This window comes from Streptomyces sp. R11 (assembly GCF_041051905.1).
Lineage (GTDB): Bacteria > Actinomycetota > Actinomycetes > Streptomycetales > Streptomycetaceae > Streptomyces.
Window position 1 is genome coordinate 2,499,578 of sequence record NZ_CP163432.1, and the last position, 22,006, is coordinate 2,521,583.

Below are 22,006 nucleotides of genomic sequence, written 5' to 3' on the forward strand. Positions count from 1 at the left end.
GCAACGCCCCCTCTGTCCCCCTACGACGACTGGTGTTGCCGGATCGTTCCCCACGGGGCTGGGGTCCAACCCCTGGCACCCCGTACCCTTGGGTTTTGTGTTCCGTAGCCGTGCCAAGGAAGAGAAGGCCCAGTCCGCCGACAAGGCGCTGGTGACCGACTCCAATGAGACCCGTCACCCCGAGGCCCCGAAGGGCCGCCCCACGCCCAAGCGCAGTGCGGCCCAGTCGCAGCGTCGCAGCGTGGCCAACACGTCGTTGACGCGCAAGGACGCCGCCAAGCGGCAGCGCGAGGAGCGCCGTGCCGCCCTGGCGAAGCAGCGTCAGGCGCTGGCCGGGGGCGACGAGCGGTATCTGCCGGCCCGTGACAAGGGTCCGGTCCGCAAGTTCGCGCGCGACTTCATCGACTCGCGCTTCAACATCGCGGAGTTCTTCCTGCCGATGGCCGTGGTCATCCTCGTGCTGAGCATGGTCCAGGTGCCGGCGCTGCAGAACATCGCGCTGCTGCTGTGGCTGATCGTGATCGTGCTGATCGTGCTCGACTCGGTCGTCACCGGCTTCCGCCTGAAGAAGCGGCTCGCCGAGCGCTTCCCCGACGACAACAAGCGCGGTGCCGTCGCCTACGCGCTGATGCGCTCGCTGCAGATGCGCCGGCTCCGGCTGCCGAAGCCTCAGGTCAAGCGCGGAGAGCGGCCCTGAGCGCAACCGCATTTTCCGGGGGTGCGGCGGATGCGTGGCTCGACAAGTCGGGCGGGCTGCGTGATGTCGTACGACAGGAGCTGGTGGGCCGCCAGCTCGACGAGCAGATAGCCGGGCGGTTCCCCGTCGGGCAGCGGCTTCGGGTGCTCGACGTGGGGATGGGCCAGGGCACGCAGGCGCTGCGCCTGGCCAGGGCCGGGCACCAGGTGACCGGCGTGGAGCAGGACCCGAAGATGATCGCCACGGCCCGCGAGGAGCTCGCCGGCGAGCCGGAGGGGATCCGGGAGCGGGTGCGCATCGTCCAGGGCGACGGGCGGGACACCGGCGTCCATTTTCTGCCGGGCAGCTTCGACGTCGTGCTCTGCCACGGCGTACTGATGTACATCGACGAGCCGGATCCGCTGCTGGCCGGGCTGGCCCGCATGCTCGCCCCGGGCGGGCTGCTGTCGCTGCTCGTCCGCAACGGCGACGCGCTCGCCATGCGGCCCGGCCTGGGCGGGGACTGGCCCGGCGCGCTGACCGCCTTCGACACGACCGCCTACCGGAATCGCCTGGGACTCGACGTACGGGCCGACCGGCTGGCCGACCTGACGTCGACGCTCGCGGGGATCGGGGCACCGCTGCACGCCTGGTACGGGGTGCGGGTGTTCACCGACACGGCCGCCGACGGGGCGCAGACCCCGGCGGACGTCGAGACCTTGCTGGCAGTCGAGGAACGGGCCGGGAAGACGGACCCCTACCGGAGCGTCGCAGCGCTGCTGCACCTGTGCGGGGTGCGGGGCTGAGCCCATCGCGGCCATGGGCTCCGTCGCCCGCCGACAGCCGGCCGCTGGGCACCGTGAGCATGGGGCCGGAGGCGAGGTCCCTGCGCGTCTCGGGAGCCTGCGGCGTCCGTGCCCGTGAAGGAGTGGGCTGACGCCATCGCCAGCGTCGGCACCGAGGTGCGGGACGCCCGCCTGCCTGCCGGAAGCACCCGCGCCCCCCTCACCACTGCGGACTCCGCGCCGCCTAAACCCAGCCGCTGAGCACCGTGAGCATGGGGCCGGAGTCGAGGTCCCTGCGCGTCTCCGGAGCCTGCGGCGTCCGTGCGCGTGACCGATGAGCCGACGCCGGCGCCCGCTCGACCGCGTCCACGGCACCCAGGCGGACCGGACGCCTCCCGGAAGCAGCCTCGCCGCCCGGGCCGGTGGCCCTCAGGAGAGTTCAGCTCGTTCGGGTGAGCAGTACGGGCCGGGTGCCCGGTCCGCGGGGAGACTCGGGGCATGGATGTTCGCCGTTCCCGTGCCGTGCGGCTCGCTCTTTCGGTTTTCGGGCTCTGCTGCTGTCTCGGGGTGTTCTCCGGTTGTTCCGGGGCGTCGTCCTCGGGCGGGCGGGAGGGGTCGACCACGCAGGCCGCGCAGGCCGAGGTTCCGAAGGTGCTCACGGCGACCGAGGATCTGCAGGACGGCTATCTGAAGGTGATCAAGGACGTCCTGCCGTCGGTCGTGCAGATCCAGGCCAGGAACGACCTCGGATCGGGCGTGGTCTACGACGGCCAGGGGCACATCGTCACCAACGCACACGTCGTCGGGGACGAGAAGACCTTCCGTGTGACGATCGCGAACCGCGAGGACGAGGTCACCGCGCGGCTCGTCTCCTCGTACCCCCAGCAGGACCTCGCCGTCATCAAGCTGGACGACATGCCGGACGGGCTGAAGGCGGCCACGCTCGGGGACTCCGCCGAGGTCGAGGTCGGCCAGATCGTACTGGCCATGGGCTCGCCCCTCGGGCTGTCGTCCAGCGTGACGCAGGGCATCGTCTCGGCGACCGGACGGACCGTCACCGAGGGCAGCGGCAACGGCGGTACGGGCGCGACGATCGCCAACATGGTGCAGACGTCGGCCGCCATCAACCCCGGCAACAGCGGCGGCGCCCTGGTGAACCTCGACGGCCGGGTCATCGGCATCCCGACCCTCGCCGCCACCGACCCCGACCTCGGGGACAGCGCCGCGCCCGGCATCGGGTTCGCCATCCCCGCGTCGACGGTGAAGACGATCGCCGACCAGATCATCAAGGACGGCCGGGTCACCGACTCGGGCCGGGCGGCGCTCGGCATCACGGCCCGAACGGTCGTGAACGACGACTACCAGGCCGCCGGCGTCGCCGTCGTCCAGGTGCAGACGGGCGGGGCGGCCGACAAGGCCGGTCTGGCGCCCGGGGACATCATCACCCGGCTGGGCGACACGGACATCACCACCATCACCTCGCTGTCCGAGGCGCTGGCCACCGACAGGCCGGGCGAGCGGACGAAGGTGACGTACACCCGCAACGGCAGTGAGAAGACGGTGGATGTGACACTGGGTGAGCAGTGACGGGCGTGGGCGAGGGCCGCGATGCCCTCGCCCCCCCGTGAGCGTTACGCGTCGGCGTGCAGGTTCATCGGCCCGTAGATCTCCGTGGAGTCCTCGAGCAGCCGTACCTGGTCCGCACCGCCCTCGAGCAGTGCCTTCCAGTGCTCCCCGATCCACGACTCGGCGTCCCCCTGTGTGGTGAACTCCTCGGGCTGCACCGCGGGCTGGACCTCCGCCCCGTCGGCCTTCTCGAACCGCCACGTCCATGCCGCCATGTACGCCTCCAAGGTGTCGGCACGTGCAGAGTAGGAGCCTGATCAAGGTCCGGCTCCTGTCCTGAGCCTAGCCGGATGCGCGAGACCTGCGCCGACACGGGAAAATCGGTTCCGTGGAACTCACTCTCCTCGGCACCGGTGCCCCCGCGGGACTCCCCCGCCCCGACTGTCCCTGCGCGGCTTGTGCGAGCGCGCTCGGGAACGACGCGCGGGCCGCGACCGCGTTGATCGTGGACGGGGCGCTGCTGCTCGATCTGACGCCCGGGGCGGCGTTCGCGGCGGCTCGGGCGGGCCGTTCGCTGGCGAACGTACGGCAGGTACTGCTGTCGCATCCGCACAACGGTCCCGCCGTCGAGGTGCCGGCCGGGGTGCCGCAGCCCGGGCGGGTGCCGGACGGGCAGGAGTTGGCGCTGCTGACGGGGCATCGGGTGCGGGCGGTGGCGCTGGACCATCCGGGCACGGGGTACGCGGTGACCGGGCCGGACGGGCAGCGGCTGCTGTATCTGCCCCCGGAGGGCGCGCCGGCCGGGCTGGAGGAGGGGGCCGTCGGGACGTACGACATGGTGGTCGCCGATGTCGTGGGGCGCCCGGACGCGCTGGCCAAGCTGCGGGCGGTGGGGGCCGTCGGGCCGACGACGGATGTCATCGCCGTACATCTGGATCACGACGTGCCGCCGGGCGCCGAGCTGCGGCGGCGGCTGGCCGCGGCGGGCGCCCGTGCCGTGCCGGACGGGACGACGCTGGAGGTGGGGGCGTACGAGGACGTGCCGGACGTGCCGCGCCGGACCCTGGTGCTGGGCGGGGCCCGGTCCGGGAAGTCGGTGGAGGCGGAGCGGCGGCTGGAGGCGTTTCCCGACGTCCTGTACGTGGCGACCGGGGGCACCCGGGGCGGGGACACCGAGTGGGCGGCACGGGTCGCCACGCACCGCGAGCGCCGGCCGGGGTCGTGGCGTACGACCGAGACGTGCGACCTGGTGCCGCTGCTGGCCGAGGACGGGCCGCCTTTGCTCATCGACTGTCTGTCCCTGTGGCTGACGGACGCCATGGACGCCGTCGGGGCGTGGGACGACGCGGTGTGGGCGGAGGGCGGGGAGAAGGCACTGCGGGAGCGGGTGCGGGAGTTGACGCAGGCGGTGCGGGGCACCCGGCGGACCGTGGTCGCCGTGTCGAACGAGGTGGGGTCGGGCATCGTGCCGGCGACGGCGTCGGGGCGGCGGTACCGCGACGAGTTGGGGCGGCTGAACGCCGCCTTCGCCGGGGAGTGCGAGCACGTGCTGCTGGTGGTGGCCGGGCAGGCGTTGGTGCTACGCGGCTGAGGGCGGTGGGGCCGGCCGCGCGATCGGCAGCGCGGTCGGTTGTGCGGTCGGCTCCTTGCGGGCGATGACGCGGTACGTGTTCGACAGGCGGGTGCGGCGCACCACGGGGGCCAGGAGGTGGTCCAGCGCCCAGGCCACGCCGACCAGGGGAGCGCCCGCCCTGGACAAGGGCGCGGGCAGCAGGTGCGTCAGCAACCGTGAGGTGAAGGCCGCGAAGTCGTACGGGATGTGTGCGACGCGGCGGTCCGCCGAGAGGACGGTGCAGCCCAGGGCCTTGAGTTCCTCGCGGAGGGTGTTCAGGGGCATCAGGTGCAGGTGGCCCGGGCGGCTGTGCGGGATCCACCACCTGCCGAGCAGCAGGGCGAACACGCCCCGCGGGTTGGGCAGTTCGAGGAGGAGGTGGCCGCCCGGGCGCAGGACCGCGAGGGCGGCGCGCAGTTCCTTGCGGGGGTCCTGGGCGTGTTCCAGGTGGCGGAACATGCTGACGATGTCGTAGCGGGCCCGCAGCCGGGCCGTGATGCGGGGGTCCGTGAGGTGGCCGACGTGGGCCTCCTCCACCCGCTCGGCGACGCGGGCGTCCAGGACGCGGTGGGTCAGGTCGAGGCCGTCGAACGCCGTGTACGGGAAGAGTTCCTTCGCGACCTCAGGGAAGCGGGCGTATCCCGTGCCCACGTCCAGCCAGCTCTCCGGCTCGGGGAAGGCCAGCGCCGCGCGGGCCGCGGCTCTCAGGTGGCGGTACGGCAGCCGCGTGAGCCGTAGATGGCGGGGGACGTAGGTGTGCTCCCGGCATCTGGAGAGGGTGAACGCGCAGTCGGCGCGGCGTCGTTCGGAGGGGGCGGTCGCGGTCATGGGCGGCTCCCGGGCGCGAGGGCGTACGCGAGGGGCGTACGGCGGAGGCGGACGGCGGGTGGTGCGAGCATGCCCCGACAATCCACGGCAAAACGGAACGTATGGGATGGCGATCTTGGGTGCAACGACGTCGCTCGGATGGGGTGGGGACGTGGCGGAGCCCGTGGTGGCCATGTGGCGCCGTTCTGTTCGACCGGTGCCGGTACTGTTCGGCGAATGAGCTCGCTTAATCTCGACGACTTCACTGATCTGATCGAGCGCCCCGACGGAGGGGTGCGCCGTGACGCAGAGGCGCGCCGTGAGCGTCAGATCGTGCCGCCCGGTGCGCTGGGCCGCCTCGACGAACTGGGTGAGTGGCTGGCGGCCGCGCAGGCCGCCGTGCCGGTGCGGCCGATCGAACAGCCGCGGGTCGTGCTGTTCGCCGGTGACCACGGCGTGGCCGAGCTCGGCGTGTCGGCGCGAGCGGCGGGCAGCGCCGGGGAGTTGGTGCGGGAGATCCTCGAGGGCGGCCGGCCGGTGTCGGTGCTCGCACGGCGGGCCGGGGTTCCGGTCCGGGTCGTCGACATGGCGCTGGACTGCGACCCGGACTCGCTGCCGGAGGCGGTCGTACGGCATCGGGTGCGGCGCGGCAGTGGCCGTATCGACGTCGAGGACGCGCTGACGGCCGAGGAGGCCGAGGCCGCCTTCCGGGCCGGGGTGGCGGTGGCCGACGAGGAGGCCGACTCCGGTACGGATCTGGTGGTGCTCGGCGATGTGAGCGTCGGCGGGACCACGGCGGCGGGGGTGCTGGTCGCCGCGCTCTGCGGAACCGACGCGTCCGTGGTCACCGGGCGGGGCGGACTGGCCATCGACGACCTGATGTGGATGCGCAAGTGCGCGGCGATCCGGGACGCGTTGCGCCGGGCCCGGCCCGTGCTCGGGGACCAGTTGCAGCTGCTCGCGACGGTGGGCGGGGCCGATCTCGCGGCGATCACCGGGTTCCTGCTGCAGAGCGCGGTGCGGAAGATGCCGGTCGTGCTGGACGGGGTGGTCGTCGCCGCCTGCGCCCTGGTGGGACAGCGGATCGCGTTCCGGGCGCCGGACTGGTGGCTGGCCGCGCACAACAGCGGGGAGCCGGGTCAGGCGAAGGCGCTGGACCGGATGGCCCTGGAGCCCCTGCTCGACCAGGGCGTGAAGGTCGGGGAGGGTGCCGGCGGCATGCTGGCCCTGCCGATGGTGCAGGCCGCGGCGGCACTGGCGGCGGAACTGCCGGAGCAGCCGAAGGAATCGGAGGCGCCGGAGGCTTCGGAGACGGCGGAGACAGCGGAGGCGGCAGAGGCCGAGTAGGCGCCAGGGGCCCGGCAGCACCGAGCACCTCGGGGCGAAAGGGACTATCCCCCCGAGAGTGGACATATGATCCCCACTCGTGAGAGCTGACACCCTCGGCCGCTGGGCCCGCGCCGAGTGGGGGGCCTTGTACCTCGCCGCACGCGGGGCCTTGGTCGAGCGGCGGTGGCGGGCCGTGCCGATGACCCTCGTCGCCGTGTGCCTGACCGGGGTCGTGCAGTTCGTGCAGAACCAGTCCTGGGGTTATCGGCTCGTGCGGAACCTCGGGGGCGTCCGCGCCGAGGATCCGCTGTGGCAGGCGCTCCTGCGGACGCCGCTGTCCCTGTTCGTGCCGGCCCTCGACCTGCCGGTGTGGGGCGCGCTCGCGCAGATCCTGCTGGTGTTCGGGATCGCCGAGCTCTGTCTGGGCTGGCGGCGGACCCTCCTCATCGCCTACGTCGCGACCCTCGCCGGCACCCTCTACGCGCGCGTGGGCATCTCGCTCGGCCCCGGCCACCCCATCGGCCTGCCCGCTTCGGACGCGCAGGTCGTGGACACGGGACCGTCGGCCGCGGTGGTGGGCCTCGCGGTGTTCCTGGGCTGGCGCTACGGCGCGTATGTCACGGCCGGTGTGGTGATCGCGGCCATGGTGGTCGAGGTGGTGCTGGAGGCGAACCTCGCCGGGAAGGAGCACCTCACGGCCATCGCGGCGGTCCTGGTGCTGTGCACGCTGGCGGCCGTGCGTCAGCGGCGCTCCAGGGCCCGCGGAGGCTCCACGTCGGGAGCGCCGCCGATCCAGTCCTGAAGTTTGCGGCTGGGGCCCGCCCAGCGCCGGTCGTGGTGGTAGGCCCGCAGCTGGGCCTTGGCGCGGGCGCGCGGGCGGCGGCGGTAGAAGCGTTTCGCCCAGGGGGACGTGGGGCGGGCCAGGCGGACGGCGCCGAACAGGGCGATGAAGGGGATGACCACCCCGAAGATCGCGATCCGTGCCTTGCCCTTGGCGAGGGCGATCAGGGCGAGGAGGAAGTTCCCGGCGATGGTGGTGAGCACCGTCCCGCGGTTCTGCGTCTCGTCGTCGGTCATGTCGTTCACCCCGAAGGGCGCGTAACCGAGAAGGAGCAGGCCGACCACGGCGGCGGTGAGTACGACCACCTCGACGCTCTTGCGGCCGTCCTCGGTCCAGTACACGTCGTCCAGATGCAGAATCAGCGCGAACTCGTCCATGACCAGGCCCGCGCCGATCCCGAACACCACGGCCGCCGTGGCCGAGCCGAAGCCCCGCTGACCGCTCGCGACCGCGCAGAAGCCGCCGATGACCGTGAGGATGATGCCGGGAACGACATGGTGGATGTGGACGGAGCCGGTCTCGATGTTGCGGAAGGGCCCCTTGCCCGCGCGGATCAGGCGGGTGATGACGCGAGTGACGAGGAACGTGACCACGAAGGCGGTCAGAGCCAGGAGCAGGGGGAGCTTGCCCGGTTCGATGATGTTGCGCTGCCACCAGTCACCCATGGTTTCAGTGTGTCCGGGACAGGGGTGGGCCGCCTGGCGGGGACGACGTCCGGGCTAGTCTGCGGGCGTGTCCATGACCCCGCCACCCCTGCACGGCCTCCGTTTCGCCTTCGGCACCCTGAGCGTGCTCCCCGTCAGGGTGAGCCGCTGGGACCGGGAGGCGGCGCGCGGCGGGATGCTGTGCGCCCCGCTCGTCGGGGTGGTCCTCGGCTGCGGTGCCGCCGCGGCGGCGCTTCTGCTGCTGTTCCTCGGCGCCGGCCCCCTCCTCTCCGCCGTCGCCGGCGCCGCCGTCCCCGCCGTCCTCACCCGGGGACTGCATCTCGACGGCCTCGCCGACACCGCCGACGGTCTCGGCAGCGGCAAGCCCTCCGAGGACGCGCTGCGCATCATGAAGCAGTCGGACATCGGGCCGTTCGGCGTCATCACGCTCGTGTTCGTGCTGCTGGCGCAGGCGGCCGCGCTGGCGCAGCTGTACGACGACTCATGGGCCCGGGGCGCCCTCGCCACCGTCGTCTCGGCCGTCGCCGCCCGCCTCGCGCTCACCCTCGCCGCCCGCTCCGGAGTTCCCGCCGCCCGGCCGGAGGGGCTGGGGGCCGCGGTGGCCGGCGTCGTTCCCGTACGGGTCGCGGTGGCCCTTGCCTTGGCCGTAACCGGCGTCGCCGCCGCGGCGGGAGCGATGTTCGGGGCGTACGACATCGCGCGCACCGCCCTCGCGGTCCTCGCCGCACTCGCCGCCGCCGAACTGCTCCTGCGGCACTGCACCCGCCGCTTCGGCGGCGTCACCGGTGACGTCTTCGGGGGGCTCGCGGAGACAGCGGCGACGACGGCGCTCGTCGTGCTGTCCCTGGGCTGACGCCCCCCGGTCACCGAGCGGGCGCCAGCCCGTGCGGCAACGTGCCCCACGGATGTTCGCCCACGCCCGGCACCGCACAGTGCACGGTGGCCCCGCGGGCGCGCGCCGGCTCCGCCAGGTCGAGGCCCGCCGGGACGCCGTACACCAGGTGGCACAGCCGCACTCCGGTGGCGCCCCGCCACGACTGCGGGCCGAGCCGGGTGTACGACGCCCAGGGCCCCTCGAAGGTGACCAGGAGGTCGGCGATCCTGGCGTACGACGGGTGCGGTGCCGTGCCGTGGTTCAGGGCGAGCGTGCCGCAGCCGGCACCCCAGGCTGCCGTCGCGAGCCGCTGGTAGTGGCCGAACTCCGCCTGACCGGCGGCGACTTGGTCGAGGAAGACGCCATCCGCGCGGTACCAGTCGCGGTGACGAGCGATGTCGCGTACGACATCGGCGTGCGGCCTGCGGCCGTAGTCGGTGTCGGCGTAGCCGAGCACCCGTACGTCCACCGCCCGCAGGCGGGCCGCGACCGCGGCGAACGCCGGGTCGGGCGTCTCTCCGGGGCCGCTGGCCGGGTTCAGTACGACCCCGTAGAGGCGGGGCGCGGCGGCGATGATCGCGTCCCATTCGGCGGGGCGGACGGACGGGTGCTCGTAGTAGGGGATCAGCAGGTCGGTCATCGGTGCGCGGTCACTCTCCCCAACAGGGCGCAGACCAGGGCAGCCTGGGCCACCGCAGCCGTCCCGTGGACGATCAGGGCGACCCAGTGCGGACTGCCGGTGTGCGTCACCACAGCGACCGTCTGGGCGAGGGCGGCCACACAGCAGATCGCCGCCGCGCTGATGACCGCGCCGAAGGACTGGAGCAGCAGAGCCGTCCACAGGACCACGCCCAGCAGGAGCAGACCGGCGAGGCGGAGGCCGGCGAAGCCCGAGGAGTGCGGCCACAGGGCCGAGGTGGCGAGGCTGAGCACGAGCAGGGTGACCAGGTAGCCGGAGAGGCACTCCACGACCGTGAGCGCCGTCGTCCACCGGAACGCCCTCGGTGTGCGGCTGGCGCGCAGACCCGCCAGGCTGCCGCTGCGGAAGCGGTACAGCAGCCATTCGGCGGGGCCCATGCTGAGGGTGAGGGCGACGGCGGCGGGGGCCGCGACGGCGTTGTACGCTTCGCCCGCCAGGACGTCCCCCAGGGCTGCGTACAGGACCAGGACGCCCGTGGCCAGGCCGAAGAGGGCGTACGGGAGGGATCCGAAGAGGCGGGGGCCCATTGTCGTGCGCCGGCTGCGGCTTCGTCGTGGCTCGTCGCGCCCACGCGGCGGTAGCCGCACATCGGACAGAGCCCCGCGCCCCTTTCGGGGCGCTACCTCGCGCTGGCCGAGAACGACCACCACCGTCAACGAGCCCAGTAGCAGAGTCAGTCTTGCGGCATCCGGTACGGAGTGGACCAGCGATACGACCGCTCCCGCCGTCATCGGCAACAGCGCGGCCAGCAGGGCCCGTTCGCGGCCCATCACCAGGAGGGCGGTGGCCGCGCCCAAGTAGACCGACTGGCCGGCTGCGAAGGCGACGGCGGCCGGGTGTGCGGCGCCCGCGACGATCAGGGCCACCAGGGCGCCGAGCAGTGCGCCGACCGGGGCGCCCAGGAGCAGGGAGCCGCGGGCGGCCGATCGATCGCCCAACCCCAGCCAGGAGTAGGCCCGATGGGCGAGCCCCTGGTTCCACGTCCAGCCGACCAAGGCTGCGGCCAGTAGCGGGACCGTGCCCGCCGGGAGGCCGAAGTCGTCCTGCGGGCCGGCGAGCAGCGGGGCTCCGAGGACGTAGCCGAAGCCGGGGAGAGCGAAGACGACACCGCGCAGGAGGCAGCCGAGCAGGCCCGTCCGCCAGGGGTCGTGGGCCGGGCCGTCCGGCTCCGGGTAGCGGCGCTCGACCCGCTCGTACAGCTCCTCGGCGAGGGCGAAGGAGTTCTTCACGCCGTAGCGCTCGCGTATCTGGTCGTCCGAGAGACCGTCGGACTCCAGCAGCGCGGCGATCTCGTCGGGGTGAACGGCGGCGGCTATGAAGTCGTCGAGGCGTGCGGCGAGTTCGTCGACGGGGTCGGGCCGCGCCCAGCTGGGCCGGTCGCGCTGGCGCGGGACGGCGGGCAGGGTGTCGGGGCGGGAGCCGGGCGGCATCCAGAGGCTGCCGCTCACCAGCCGGTTCCGTCCGTCGCGACCTTCTCGTACCAGGGGTCGCGCAGTTCGAGGGTCCAGTCGGCGACCGTCTCCAGGGTGGGCTCGTACACCTCGGGGCTGCCCGCGAGCTCCTGGTAGATCGTCCGGAAGTTGTCCACGGAGCGGCGCAGCGTGAAGCGGTCGATCACCCGCTGCCGGGACAACTCACCCAGTTGCAGGCGCCGTTCGTCGTCGCGCAGGAGGGTGAGGGCGGCGGCCGCCATCTTCTCCGGCTCGCGGGGCGGGACGACGAGTCCCGTGTCGCCGACGGCCTCGCGCACTCCCCCGACGTCCGTCGAGACGGTCGTACGACCGCAGGACATGGCCTCGATGATGGAGAACGGGAAGCCCTCGGAGATGGACGACAGCATCACGAGGTGCCCGGCCGCGTAGGCGCGCCAGACCTCGGTGATGCGGCCCTCGAAGGTCAGGCCGTCCGTGACGCCCAGTTCGGCGGCGAGCTTCTCCAGCTTGGTGCGGTAGGCCTCGCCGCCGGGCGGGACCGGGCCGAACAGCCGCAGGCGGGTCTCGGGGAGCTCGGCGCGGACCATGGCGTAGGCCCGCAGCAGGGTCTCCAGGTCCTTGATGGGGTCGACGCGGCCGCACCAGGTGAGGGTGGGGACCTCGGGTTCGGGGCCGGCGTGCGGGAAGGCGTGCGGGTCGACGCCGTTGTAGACGGTACGGATCTTGTCGGCGTCGGCGCCGCCGCGCTCCTCCCAGCGGCGGTTGTACTGGTTGCACGGGGTGATCAGGTCGGCCGTGCGGTAGCCGAGCGAGTTCAGCTCGCGGTAGAAGCCGAGCATGAACGCCTTCACGGGCCAGCGCTGGGCCTCGCTGCGGTAGCCGAGGTAGCGCTCGCGCAGATAGATGCCGTGCTCGGTGAGAAGGAAGGGCACGCCGTCCAGCCTTCGGGCGGCGAGGGCCGGGAGGGTGGCGAATCCGCTGCTCACCGCGTGGGCCACGGAGTCCTCAGGGATGCGGATCCCGAGCGGGCGCAGGGCGTGTTCCAGCAGGTCGGTCGCGGTCAGGGCGTCGTGGACGGTGGGGCGGGCGGCCGCGGTCGGCAGATGCGGCATCGTCCATATCCACATCAGCGAGCGCAGCGCGGATTCCGTGCGCAGGGCCGCCGACAGGCGTCCTTCGCGGGCCAGTTCGGCCAGCTCGTCGAGGGCCTCACCGAAGTCGCAGTCGGCCTCGGGGTCGAGGAACGAGAGCAGGAAGCGCTCGTAGGAGTCGGTGAAGCGGCGCCGGGCCCTGCCGTACGGCGCTCGCCGGTGCCCCGGCCGCGGGCCCCAGGTCGGTACGGAGGTGTGCCGGTAGACGTTGGGCGGCAGCTCCCAGGTGACGGGTTCGCGGCCGGTCCCGGTGAGGGACACGATGTGGAAGTCGACCTCCGGCATGCCCTTGACGAGCTGGTCGCACCAGGTGCTGACGCCGCCGTGGACATGCGGATAGGTGCCCTCGGTGAGCATGGTGACATGACGGCCATTGCGCATCACGCGCGTTCCCCCCTGTGGAACAAGTTGGTGCCTCGGCTCGGAAGCGCACCCCGGCAGGTCGGTCGTGGAGATGGCCGGGGTGCGCCTCAGGTCCGGCTGGGCCGCCCTACGGCAGCTTCAGCTTGAGAGCGGTCTGCAGCAGCCCCGGCGTGGTCCAGGCCGAGCGCTCTCCCGCGTACGGCGTCCCGAACGCGGTGGTGCCGATGAGGAGTTGCTTGACGGTCCCCTGCGGTGCGGTCACCGGGATCTGGGTCCCGGACGGGGCTGTGACGGTGACCGTGTCGCCGATGCGGTACGCCGTGACGGAGCCCTTCGTGAGAGCGGACTGCCAGGCGGCGCGGCGCTGCAGCTCCGTGCCGATGGCGCTCTGCGCGAGGTTCTCCACCGGGGTGTTGTCGGCGAAGAGCGCCCGGTAGTCGGCGAGCACCTTGTCCAGGACCGGGTACAGCGTCCGGTCCTCGGCCAGGTTGGACTGGTGGGCGTAGTGCGGGCGCGGGTCGTTGCTGATGGCGTGTCCGAGGGCGGTGCGTGCCTCCAGCGGGACGATGTACTCGTCGTACCCGGTGGCCGTGTCCAGCGGATCGGCCAGGCAGGTGGAGGCGGGGTTGTTCTCGCAGATGCCGCTGCCGCCGTCCGCCGTGGAGGTGTAGATCCAGTTGTACTCGTCGACCATCTCCTCCTCGGTACCCACGTTGTAGTACACGTTCATCGGGTACCGGGGCACGGTCAGCGCGGCGCCGACCGGACGCTGGGCGGGATCACGGGAGTTGTCCGAGGCGATCCACTTGACGCCGTTGTCGGCGAGGGCGCGGGCGAGGTTGGGGTTGTCGTCGGGCTGCTGCGGCAGGGTCCTGAGGCCCGAGTGCTCGCCGGTCACGAGTTCCGTGCGGTCGAGCTGGAGCCCCTTGGTGACGCCCCAGTTGTGGTTGTCCCTGATCTGCGCCGAGATGTCGGCGCGGCTCATGTACCGCGTCGAGCCGTCGGCGTTCTTGGCGCAGCTCCACGGCACGGTCGAGGTGTCCTGGACGCAGCCGAGGAACGGGTGCGTGTAGGTGTGGTTGATCCAGCGGTACTGCGCCTTGTCGGCGAGCAGTTGGCTCGCGAGCGGGTCCGTGCCGCCGTTCTCGCTCTTCCACTCCTCGCCGGAGCCGGCGTTGTAGACCATGTCCAGCTTGAGGCCCTGCTCGCGCTGCCACTGGGCGGCACGGACCGCGTCCTCGGCCGTCATGCGGATCGGCGGCGTCTCCTCGCCGCCACCGCCCACGCAGTCGATGTCACCGGGAGTGCAGTTGCGCTCGGTGTCCCAGCGGGCGTCGGGCGCGAAGACGTCGTCGACGTGCACCGCGAAGTAGTTGCGGGCCTGACCGAGGTGGACTCCCTGAGTCAGCCATTCGACGATGCCGCGGGCGAGGACGCGGAACTGCTGCTGGTACTGGTTGTACGCGAAGGTCACGACCAGTTGACGGCGCCCGTCGTTGCTGTACTCGCCGACCAGGCTGCCGCGCCCGGAGCCGCCCGGCACGGGAACGTCGACATAGCTGGTGAAGCCGGTGCGGGGCCGGGCGATGTAGCCGTAACTCTCCAGTACGGACTGGTCGTTGTCCTCGAACGCGAAGGCGCCGTCCAGATAGCCGAAGTAGCCCGCCTTGCCCTGGGCCGTGACCGAGGCCTGCTGTCCGTCGAGGCTGCCCGCCCAGCCGCCCTCGCTGGTGTAGTCGAGGCCGACGCCCGGGTGGGCCCAGGTGTAGGCGTCGACCTGCGGGATGCCGTAGGTCCGCTCGTAGCTCTCCAGCGCGGTCTGCTCCGCGGAACCCTCCCCGAAGGGGGCCTCGTTGGGCAGGACGACGCCCTGGTAGTTCGCGCGGGGTGTGCCGTTGACCGTGTCGCTGAGGAACGCCGCCGTGACGGTCGGGCGGTTGGCGTCGGTCAGGTCGACGGTGGTGTACGGGATGCCCGTGCTCTTGAGCTGGGCGGTGATGGCCTGGACGGGGGCGTCGCCGTTGTCCACGACCAGCACCCTCAGATCGATGCGCGGCTCCCCCGCTGCCGCGGCGCCGGGTACTCCCAGACCCAGCGACAGCAGACCTGCGGCCGCCAGGACGGCAGCCGTGTTCCTCCATCTGTGCGCACTCTGCGCCATTGATCGTTCCTTCCCCCCAGAAGATCCTCTTGTGACCGGTTGCGATGAATCGGCGGAGGATCCGTGGAAATCATGCAAAGCGGCGAGCTGACAGCTCACCGGAACCAGACGAGTGTGACTCAGCTCACCGGTCCCGAGAATCAAGAAATGACCGCGACGCCACCGACAGGTGAACGCCCGAAGGAATGAGCGAACGCTCACACGAGCGTAGGCTCGACCCGAGTGTTCGCCGTACCGGGGAAGGCCCCGCTGATACCGCACCCATAGGTCGGAACTAGGGTCGGCCGTCGGGCCCGGTCGACCCACACCAATCGGCCACTGCAACTTCACATCGGAAGCGAGAATTCACCACCGTGACTGCTCTCACTCTCAGCACCGCCGCGGCGCCCGGCCTGCGCGCCGACGCGATCGTGATCGGTGTCGCCAAGGGCTCTGGTTCCAAGGCCGCAGGACCGGTCGTCGCACCGGGCGCCGAGGCCGTGGACAAGGCGTACGACGGCAAGCTCGCCGGCGTCCTGGAGACCCTCGGTGCCACCGGTGCCGAGGGCGAGGTGACGAAGCTCCCCGCGCCCGCCGGCTTCAAGTCCCCGCTCGTGGTGGCGGTCGGTCTGGGCGCCGCGCCCGAGAAGGACGCCGACTACGACGGCGAAGCACTGCGCAAGGCCGCCGGCGTCGCCGCCCGCGCCCTCGCCGGCTCCAAGAAGGCCGCGTTCGCGCTGCCGCTGACCGACGCCGCCGACATCGGTGCCGTCGCCGAGGGCGTGCTGCTCGGGGCGTACGCCTTCGACGCGTACAAGGGCAACGGCAAGAGCGACCGGGACAAGAAGAACGGCAAGGCTCCCCTCGCCGAGGCCGCGCTGCTCGGCGGCAAGTCCCGCGACAAGGAGCACAAGGCCGCGATCGAGCGCGCCACCGCCGTCGTCGAGGAGCTCAACCGCGCCCGCGACCTGGTCAACACCCCGCCCAACGACCTCAACCCCGAGTCCTTCGCCGCGGTCGCCTCGACGGCGGCCAAGGAGCACGGCATCAAGGTGCAGGTGCTCGACGAGAAGGCGCTGACCAAGGGCGGCTACGGCGGCATCCTCGGTGTCGGCTCCGGATCGGCGGCCGGGCCGCGGCTGGTGAAGCTGACGTACACGCACGCCAAGGCGGACAAGCACCTCGCCCTCGTCGGCAAGGGCATCACCTACGACTCGGGCGGCATCTCGCTGAAGCCGGCCGGGCACAACGAGACGATGAAGTGCGACATGAGCGGCGCCGCCGCCGTGTTCGCCGCCGTCGTCGCCGCCGCGCGGCTCGGTCTCCGCGTGAACATCACCGGCTGGCTGGCACTCGCCGAGAACATGCCGTCGGGGACCGCCGTGCGCCCCGGTGACGTGCTGCGCATGTACAGCGGCAAGACCGTCGAGGTGCTCAACACGGACGCCGAGGGCCGGCTGGTGCTCGCCGACGCGCTGTGGGCGGCCTCGCAGGAGAAGCCGGACGCGATCGTGGACGTGGCGACGCTGACCGGGGCGATGGTGCTGGCGCTGGGGAACCGGACGTTCGGTGTCATGGCCAACGACGACGCGTTCCGCTCCGCCGTGGTCGAGGCGGCCGAGGAGGTCGGTGAGGCGTCCTGGCCGATGCCGCTGCCGGAGCACCTGCGCAAGGGGATGGACTCGCCCACCGCCGACATCGCCAACATGGGTGAGCGCATGGGCGGCGGGCTGGTCGCGGGGCTCTTCCTGCGCGAGTTCGTCGGCGAGGGCATCACCTGGGCGCACATCGACATCGCCGGTCCCGCGTTCAACGAGGGCGGGCCCTTCGGGTACACGCCGAAGGGCGGTACGGGGTCCGCGGTGCGGACGCTGGTGCGGCTCGCCGAGCTGACGGCGGCCGGGGACCTGGGCTGACGTTGTCCTGAGTGAGGGGGCTCCGCGCGCGGGTAGGGCGGAGCCCCCTCTTCCATGCCGCCGTCCATGCCCGCTCAACTGAACGTGGGACGTCTCACACACCGGCCCGGCGTCTCGTTCGGTGTGGACAAGTGCGAAGATGGGGCTCGGCAGGACAGGGCCCCACCACAGGGCCGAAGAAAGAGCGGCCGGACACCAGCCGCCGACCGGTCACCGCTGACCGGCGTAGGCGCACATGCATGGAGGACGTGACGTGGCGAACGACGCCAGCACCGTTTTCGACCTAGTGATCCTCGGCGGTGGTAGTGGCGGTTACGCCGCGGCCCTGCGCGGGGCGCAGCTGGGCCTGGACGTCGCCCTGATCGAGAAGGACAAGGTCGGCGGCACCTGCCTGCACCGGGGTTGCATCCCCACCAAGGCCCTGCTGCACGCGGGCGAGATCGCCGACCAGGCTCGTGAGAGCGAGCAGTTCGGTGTGAAGGCCAGCTTCGAGGGCATCGACATCGCCGGTGTCCACAAGTACAAGGACGGCGTGATCTCCGGCCTTTACAAGGGCCTGCAGGGACTCGTCGCCTCGCGCAAGGTGACCTACATCGAGGGTGAGGGCCGACTGTCCTCCCCCACCTCCGTCGACGTGAACGGCCGGCGCGTCCAGGGCCGCCACGTCCTGCTGGCTACCGGCTCCGTGCCGAAGTCGCTGCCGGGCCTGGAGATCGACGGCAACCGCATCATCTCCTCGGACCACGCCCTCGTCCTGGACCGCGTCCCGAAGTCGGCGATCGTCCTCGGCGGCGGTGTCATCGGCGTCGAGTTCGCCTCCGCCTGGAAGTCCTTCGGCACGGACGTCACCGTCATCGAGGGCCTGAAGCACCTCGTCCCGGTCGAGGACGAGAACAGCTCGAAGCTTCTTGAGCGCGCCTTCCGCAAGCGCGGCATCAAGTTCAACCTGGGCACCTTCTTCTCGAAGGCCGAGTACACCGCCGACGGTGTCAAGGTCACCCTCGCCGACGGCAAGGAGTTCGAGGCCGAGGTCCTGCTGGTCGCCGTCGGCCGCGGCCCGGTCTCCGCCGGTCTCGGCTACGAGGAGCAGGGCGTCGCCATGGACCGCGGCTACGTCCTCGTCGACGAGTACATGCGCACCAACGTCCCGACCATCTCCGCCGTCGGTGACCTCGTCCCGACCCTCCAGCTCGCGCACGTCGGCTTCGCCGAGGGCATCCTGGTGGCGGAGCGTCTGGCCGGTCTGAAGACCGTTCCGATCGACTACGACGGTGTCCCGCGGGTGACCTACTGCCACCCGGAGGTCGCCTCCGTCGGCATCACCGAGGCCAAGGCCAAGGAGATCTACGGCGCGGACAAGGTCGTCGCTCTGAAGTACAACCTCGCGGGCAACGGCAAGAGCAAGATCCTCAACACCTCGGGCGAGATCAAGCTCGTCCAGGTCAAGGACGGCGCCGTGGTCGGCGTCCACATGGTCGGCGACCGCATGGGCGAGCAGGTCGGCGAAGCCCAGCTGATCTACAACTGGGAGGCGCTGCCCGCCGAGGTCGCCCAGCTCATCCACGCCCACCCGACGCAGAACGAGGCGCTCGGCGAGGCCCACCTGGCCCTGGCCGGCAAGCCGCTGCACTCGCACGACTGACCCTCGGTCGACGAAGCGACGACTCAGACTTCCGCAATTCGTAAGGAGCAACCGAAACCATGGCGGTTTCCGTAACCCTTCCGGCGCTCGGCGAGAGCGTCACCGAGGGCACTGTCACCCGCTGGCTGAAGGCCGAGGGTGAGCGCGTCGAGGCCGACGAGCCGCTGCTCGAGGTCTCCACCGACAAGGTCGACACCGAGATCCCCTCCCCCGCCGCCGGCGTCCTGGCCTCCATCAAGGTCGCCGAGGACGAGACGGTCGAGGTCGGTGCCGAGCTGGCCGTGATCGACGACGGCACGGGCGCCCCCGCTGCCGCTCCGGCCCCCGCCGCCGAGCCCGCCCCGGCCGCCGAGCCGGAGCCGGCCCCGCAGGCCGCTGCCCCGTCCACCGAGCAGGCCGCTCCCGCCCCGGCGCCCACCGCCGAGGCCGCCGCCGGCGGCGGTTCCGCCGAGGGCACGGACGTCGTCCTGCCCGCGCTCGGCGAGTCCGTCACCGAGGGCACCGTCACCCGCTGGCTGAAGTCGGTCGGTGACAGCGTCGAAGCCGACGAGCCGCTGCTGGAGGTGTCGACGGACAAGGTCGACACCGAGATCCCCGCCCCGGCTTCCGGCACGCTGCTGGAGATCGTGGTCGGCGAGGACGAGACGGCCGAGGTCGGCGCCAAGCTGGCCGTCATCGGTGCCGCGGGTGCCGCTCCGGCGGCCGCCCCGGCCCAGGAGGCTCCGGCCCCCGCCGCCGCTGCCCCGGCCGCGCCCGCGGCTCCGGCCGCTCCGGCTGCCCCCGCCGCTCCGGCCGCGCCCGCCGCTGCCGCCCCGGCTCCGGCCCAGCCCGCCGCTCCGGCTCCCGCGCCGGCCGCGCCGGCCGCCCCGGCCCCGGTCACCCCGGCTCCGGCCGCTCCGGCCGCCGCCAAGCCGACCGACGAGGGCGCCTACGTCACCCCGCTGGTGCGCAAGCTCGCTGCCGAGAACGGCGTCGACCTGGCCGCCGTCAAGGGCACCGGCGTCGGCGGCCGTATCCGCAAGCAGGACGTCATCGCCGCCGCCGAGGCCGCGAAGGCCACCGCCGCTGCTCCGGCTCCCGCCGCTGCCGCTCCGGCCGCCGCCGCGAAGAAGGCGCCGACGCTGGAGGCCTCCCCCCTCCGTGGCCAGACCGTCAAGATGCCGCGCATCCGCAAGGTCATCGGCGACAACATGGTCAAGGCGCTGCACGAGCAGGCCCAGCTGTCGTCGGTCGTCGAGGTCGACGTCACGCGCCTGATGAAGCTGCGCGCCCGGGCCAAGGACTCCTTCGCCGCCCGCGAAGGCGTCAAGCTCTCCCCGATGCCGTTCTTCGTCAAGGCCGCGGCCCAGGCGCTGAAGGCGCACGCGCCCATCAACGCCAAGATCAACGAGGCCGAGGGCACGATCACCTACTTCGACACCGAGAACATCGGTATCGCGGTGGACTCGGAGAAGGGCCTGATGACCCCGGTCATCAAGCACGCGGGCGACCTCAACATCGCCGGCATCGCCAAGGCCACGGCCGACCTGGCGGGCAAGGTCCGCGCCAACAAGATCACGCCCGACGAGCTGTCCGGCGCGACCTTCACCATCTCCAACACCGGGTCGCGCGGTGCGCTCTTCGACACGATCATCGTGCCGCCGGGCCAGGTCGCGATCCTCGGCATCGGCGCCACCGTCAAGCGCCCCGCCGTCATCGAGACGGAGGAGGGCACGGTCATCGGCGTCCGCGACATGACGTACCTGACCCTGTCCTACGACCACCGCCTGGTGGACGGTGCCGACGCGGCCCGCTACCTGACGGCGGTCAAGGCGATCCTGGAGGCGGGCGAGTTCGAGGTCGAGCTCGGCCTGTAAGGACGCTGCCGGCTGTATGCGGCCTGCCAGTACGACGATGCCCTCTCCCCGGCTTCCGGGGGGAGGGCATCGCCATTGTGTCGTGCCGACCGAGCGTGTAAGTCTCCGTGTAAGTCTCGTCTCACCTGCACCAAAGCGCCCCCGTGCGCCCCTCCGGCGGAGCGTCCCGGCCTTATTGTCTAAACGTCAAACGCGCCCTAAGGAGCTCTCATGACCGCCCCCGTCATCCACTCGCTGCGCGAACAGATCCGCGAGCACATCCTGGAGGGGATCATCAGCGGGCGCTGGCAGCCGGGCGAGCGGATCGTGGAGCGGCGGATCGCCACCGAACTGGAGGTCAGCCAGACGCCGGTGCGGGAGGCGCTGCGTGAGCTGGAGTCGCTGCGGCTGATCGAGTCCGCGCCCAACAAGGGCGTACGGGTACGGAGTCTGACCGCGGCCGACCTGGAGGAGAGCTACCCGGTCCGGGCCGGCCTGGAGGCCATCGCCGCGGAACTCGCGGCCGACCGCCTCGCGGAGGACTGCTCCGCCCTGGAGCCGCATGTCGCCGCCCTGTACGAGGCCGACCGCCTCTCCGACGGCACGGCCCAGGTGCGGCACACGGTCGCCTTCCACCGGGAGCTGGTGCGGGCGGCGGGCAACTCGGTGCTGCTGCACACCTGGGAAGGCCTCGGCATCGAGGTGTTCACGGCCCTGTCGATCAGGTGGCTTGGGACCGTGCAGCAGTCGTACGCGGAGGAGCACGAGGAACTGGTGGCCGCGTTCCAGCGCCGGGATCCGCGGATCGCGGAGATGGTCAAGGCCCACGTACTCGGGTGCGCGCCCCGGCACGAAGGCGAGTAGCCCTGACCGAGGCAGTCCGTCGTCCCGCCGGCCCCGCCCGGGCCGCTGTGACGAGCGCGGCTCTCGACATACGCCAATTCTGAGGTGAACCGCGTCCTCTCCCCCACGCGGCGCCCCAGCCCCCGTCGGCCTCCGAAGGCCGCGTGATCTGGCGACAGCTCTTCTTCCGTGCTCCCCAGGTCCGCCATGACCGCCACGGCTTCTGCGGCCTGATCCGTCACACAGGGGCTGACATCCGTACCGCTGGCCCTGCCACTGATCGGCCCGCTGCTGGGCCCCGGCGTGCCCGGCCTCTGGCCCAACCCCCGGCGGCGTGCAGATCGAGCTACGACGCCTGGGCCCACCCGGCACGATCCCCGCGTCCCGCGACCTGGAGACAGCCCTGCGACGCCTGCCGGGGGTGAACCGCGCCGAGGTGAACCGCACGCTGGGCTGCGCGTACGTGCGGTCCGGAGACGGACCTTGAGGTGGTGACGGGGGTTGTCACGGCAGCGGAGGCCGCAGCGGAGGAGAGGACGCCCGCCGAGGACGCTCGGGGCAGCGGGACGGTCGCCCCGCGTTCCAGACGCTCCAAGACGCAGGCCGTGCCCCCGTGGTGGCGGCCGTGGTGGGGTCCCTGGTGGTGCTGGCGTGGTCGTGGCCGTGCCGGGGCTCAGCCACTTCTTCGGCAGGGGGCCGCGGCCCGGCGGGCTGGACGATCGCGCAGGCGTCGGCGCCGGGCGGCGGTGCTGGTGCCCGCGGTACCCGGGGCGCCGGCGATGCTCTGGGGAAAGTTCACCCGCAGGCAACCCGTGTGCAGCCTGCCGG

At 72.1% G+C, this 22,006-nt stretch carries 18 protein-coding genes; 11 read left to right on the forward strand and 7 right to left on the reverse strand.

Going from position 1 to position 22,006, the window contains the following annotated elements; genetic code table 11:
• Positions 1-58: 58 nt before the first annotated feature.
• From AB5J55_RS11380 to AB5J55_RS11390, 3 genes are all read left to right on the forward strand, one after another.
• A complete protein-coding gene (locus tag AB5J55_RS11380; protein WP_369276155.1) occupies positions 59-697 on the forward strand; it encodes a DUF3043 domain-containing protein in 639 nt (212 codons plus the stop codon).
• A gap of 83 nt (positions 698-780) precedes the next feature.
• Positions 781-1,482, forward strand: coding sequence for a class I SAM-dependent methyltransferase (locus AB5J55_RS11385; protein ID WP_369270546.1), 702 nt, complete (start codon positions 781-783; stop codon positions 1,480-1,482).
• A gap of 477 nt (positions 1,483-1,959) precedes the next feature.
• On the forward strand, positions 1,960-3,048 hold the full coding sequence (locus AB5J55_RS11390) for a S1C family serine protease (protein ID WP_369270547.1): 1,089 nt from the start codon (positions 1,960-1,962) through the stop codon (positions 3,046-3,048).
• Positions 3,049-3,092: 44 nt separating this feature from the next.
• On the opposite strand, the gene AB5J55_RS11395 is transcribed toward AB5J55_RS11390, so the two are convergent.
• Entirely contained in the window at positions 3,093-3,302 is a 210-nt protein-coding gene (locus AB5J55_RS11395; protein ID WP_369270548.1) for a hypothetical protein, read from the reverse strand.
• Between the two features lie 113 nt (positions 3,303-3,415).
• Here AB5J55_RS11395 and AB5J55_RS11400 point away from each other — a divergent pair, with 113 nt between their 5' ends.
• On the forward strand, positions 3,416-4,618 hold the full coding sequence (locus AB5J55_RS11400; RefSeq protein ID WP_369270549.1) for a bifunctional adenosylcobinamide kinase/adenosylcobinamide-phosphate guanylyltransferase: 1,203 nt from the start codon (positions 3,416-3,418) through the stop codon (positions 4,616-4,618).
• Here AB5J55_RS11400 and AB5J55_RS11405 read toward each other — a convergent pair.
• Positions 4,607-5,467: a class I SAM-dependent methyltransferase gene (locus AB5J55_RS11405; protein WP_369270550.1), complete on the reverse strand. Its 861-nt coding sequence runs from the start codon at positions 5,465-5,467 to the stop codon at positions 4,607-4,609. The two genes, AB5J55_RS11400 and AB5J55_RS11405, sit on opposite strands and share 12 nt — an antisense overlap.
• Positions 5,468-5,683: 216 nt before the next feature.
• On the opposite strand from AB5J55_RS11405, the gene cobT reads away from it, so the two are divergent.
• A complete protein-coding gene (gene cobT, locus AB5J55_RS11410; protein WP_369270551.1) occupies positions 5,684-6,793 on the forward strand; it encodes a nicotinate-nucleotide--dimethylbenzimidazole phosphoribosyltransferase in 1,110 nt (369 codons plus the stop codon).
• A gap of 79 nt (positions 6,794-6,872) precedes the next feature.
• Positions 6,873-7,577, forward strand: coding sequence for a hypothetical protein (locus tag AB5J55_RS11415; RefSeq protein WP_369270552.1), 705 nt, complete (start codon positions 6,873-6,875; stop codon positions 7,575-7,577).
• On the opposite strand, the gene AB5J55_RS11420 is transcribed toward AB5J55_RS11415, so the two are convergent.
• Positions 7,517-8,281: a hypothetical protein gene (locus AB5J55_RS11420; protein WP_369270553.1), complete on the reverse strand. Its 765-nt coding sequence runs from the start codon at positions 8,279-8,281 to the stop codon at positions 7,517-7,519. The genes AB5J55_RS11415 and AB5J55_RS11420 overlap by 61 nt on opposite strands.
• A gap of 73 nt (positions 8,282-8,354) precedes the next feature.
• Here AB5J55_RS11420 and AB5J55_RS11425 point away from each other — a divergent pair, with 73 nt between their 5' ends.
• Complete coding sequence (locus tag AB5J55_RS11425) at positions 8,355-9,134, forward strand: adenosylcobinamide-GDP ribazoletransferase (protein ID WP_369276156.1); 780 nt, start codon at positions 8,355-8,357, stop codon at positions 9,132-9,134.
• A gap of 10 nt (positions 9,135-9,144) precedes the next feature.
• Here AB5J55_RS11425 and AB5J55_RS11430 read toward each other — a convergent pair whose 3' ends face one another.
• The 4 genes from AB5J55_RS11430 to AB5J55_RS11445 form a co-directional block, all read right to left on the reverse strand.
• On the reverse strand, positions 9,145-9,795 hold the full coding sequence (locus tag AB5J55_RS11430; protein ID WP_369270554.1) for a spherulation-specific family 4 protein: 651 nt from the start codon (positions 9,793-9,795) through the stop codon (positions 9,145-9,147).
• Complete coding sequence (locus AB5J55_RS11435) at positions 9,792-11,303, reverse strand: hypothetical protein (protein ID WP_369270555.1); 1,512 nt, start codon at positions 11,301-11,303, stop codon at positions 9,792-9,794. The genes AB5J55_RS11430 and AB5J55_RS11435 overlap by 4 nt, the downstream gene beginning before the upstream one ends.
• Positions 11,300-12,820 carry a GT4 family glycosyltransferase PelF gene (gene pelF, locus AB5J55_RS11440; protein WP_369270556.1) on the reverse strand — a complete coding sequence of 507 codons (1,521 nt, stop codon included), beginning with the start codon at positions 12,818-12,820 and terminating at the stop codon, positions 11,300-11,302. Before pelF ends, AB5J55_RS11435 begins: the two co-directional genes overlap by 4 nt.
• A gap of 109 nt (positions 12,821-12,929) precedes the next feature.
• Positions 12,930-14,963: a hypothetical protein gene (locus AB5J55_RS11445; protein ID WP_369270557.1), complete on the reverse strand. Its 2,034-nt coding sequence runs from the start codon at positions 14,961-14,963 to the stop codon at positions 12,930-12,932.
• A gap of 353 nt (positions 14,964-15,316) precedes the next feature.
• On the opposite strand from AB5J55_RS11445, the gene AB5J55_RS11450 reads away from it, so the two are divergent.
• The 4 genes from AB5J55_RS11450 (at position 15,317) to AB5J55_RS11465 (ending at position 21,199) form a co-directional block, all read left to right on the forward strand.
• Positions 15,317-16,858, forward strand: coding sequence for a leucyl aminopeptidase (locus tag AB5J55_RS11450; RefSeq protein WP_369270558.1), 1,542 nt, complete (start codon positions 15,317-15,319; stop codon positions 16,856-16,858).
• A gap of 253 nt (positions 16,859-17,111) precedes the next feature.
• Positions 17,112-18,500, forward strand: a complete 1,389-nt coding sequence (gene lpdA, locus AB5J55_RS11455) for a dihydrolipoyl dehydrogenase (protein WP_328428260.1) — start codon at positions 17,112-17,114, stop codon at positions 18,498-18,500.
• 59 nt (positions 18,501-18,559) lie between these two features.
• Positions 18,560-20,356 carry a 2-oxoglutarate dehydrogenase, E2 component, dihydrolipoamide succinyltransferase gene (sucB, locus tag AB5J55_RS11460; protein WP_369270559.1) on the forward strand — a complete coding sequence of 599 codons (1,797 nt, stop codon included), beginning with the start codon at positions 18,560-18,562 and terminating at the stop codon, positions 20,354-20,356.
• A gap of 210 nt (positions 20,357-20,566) precedes the next feature.
• A complete protein-coding gene (locus AB5J55_RS11465) occupies positions 20,567-21,199 on the forward strand; it encodes a GntR family transcriptional regulator (protein WP_369270560.1) in 633 nt (210 codons plus the stop codon).
• Positions 21,200-22,006: the final 807 nt, after the last annotated feature.

Coding starts and splice junctions, on each gene's coding strand:
- sucB (WP_369270559.1), top strand. CDS start 18,560: ATGGCGGTTTCCGTAACCCTTCCGGCGCTCGGCGAGAGCGTCACCGAG.
- AB5J55_RS11425 (WP_369276156.1), top strand. CDS start 8,355: ATGACCCCGCCACCCCTGCACGGCCTCCGTTTCGCCTTCGGCACCCTG.
- AB5J55_RS11405 (WP_369270550.1), bottom strand. CDS start 5,467: ATGACCGCGACCGCCCCCTCCGAACGACGCCGCGCCGACTGCGCGTTC.
- AB5J55_RS11420 (WP_369270553.1), bottom strand. CDS start 8,281: ATGGGTGACTGGTGGCAGCGCAACATCATCGAACCGGGCAAGCTCCCC.
- AB5J55_RS11445 (WP_369270557.1), bottom strand. CDS start 14,963: ATGGCGCAGAGTGCGCACAGATGGAGGAACACGGCTGCCGTCCTGGCG.
- pelF (WP_369270556.1), bottom strand. CDS start 12,820: ATGCGCAATGGCCGTCATGTCACCATGCTCACCGAGGGCACCTATCCG.
- AB5J55_RS11465 (WP_369270560.1), top strand. CDS start 20,567: ATGACCGCCCCCGTCATCCACTCGCTGCGCGAACAGATCCGCGAGCAC.
- AB5J55_RS11390 (WP_369270547.1), top strand. CDS start 1,960: ATGGATGTTCGCCGTTCCCGTGCCGTGCGGCTCGCTCTTTCGGTTTTC.
- cobT (WP_369270551.1), top strand. CDS start 5,684: ATGAGCTCGCTTAATCTCGACGACTTCACTGATCTGATCGAGCGCCCC.
- AB5J55_RS11430 (WP_369270554.1), bottom strand. CDS start 9,795: ATGACCGACCTGCTGATCCCCTACTACGAGCACCCGTCCGTCCGCCCC.
- AB5J55_RS11395 (WP_369270548.1), bottom strand. CDS start 3,302: ATGGCGGCATGGACGTGGCGGTTCGAGAAGGCCGACGGGGCGGAGGTC.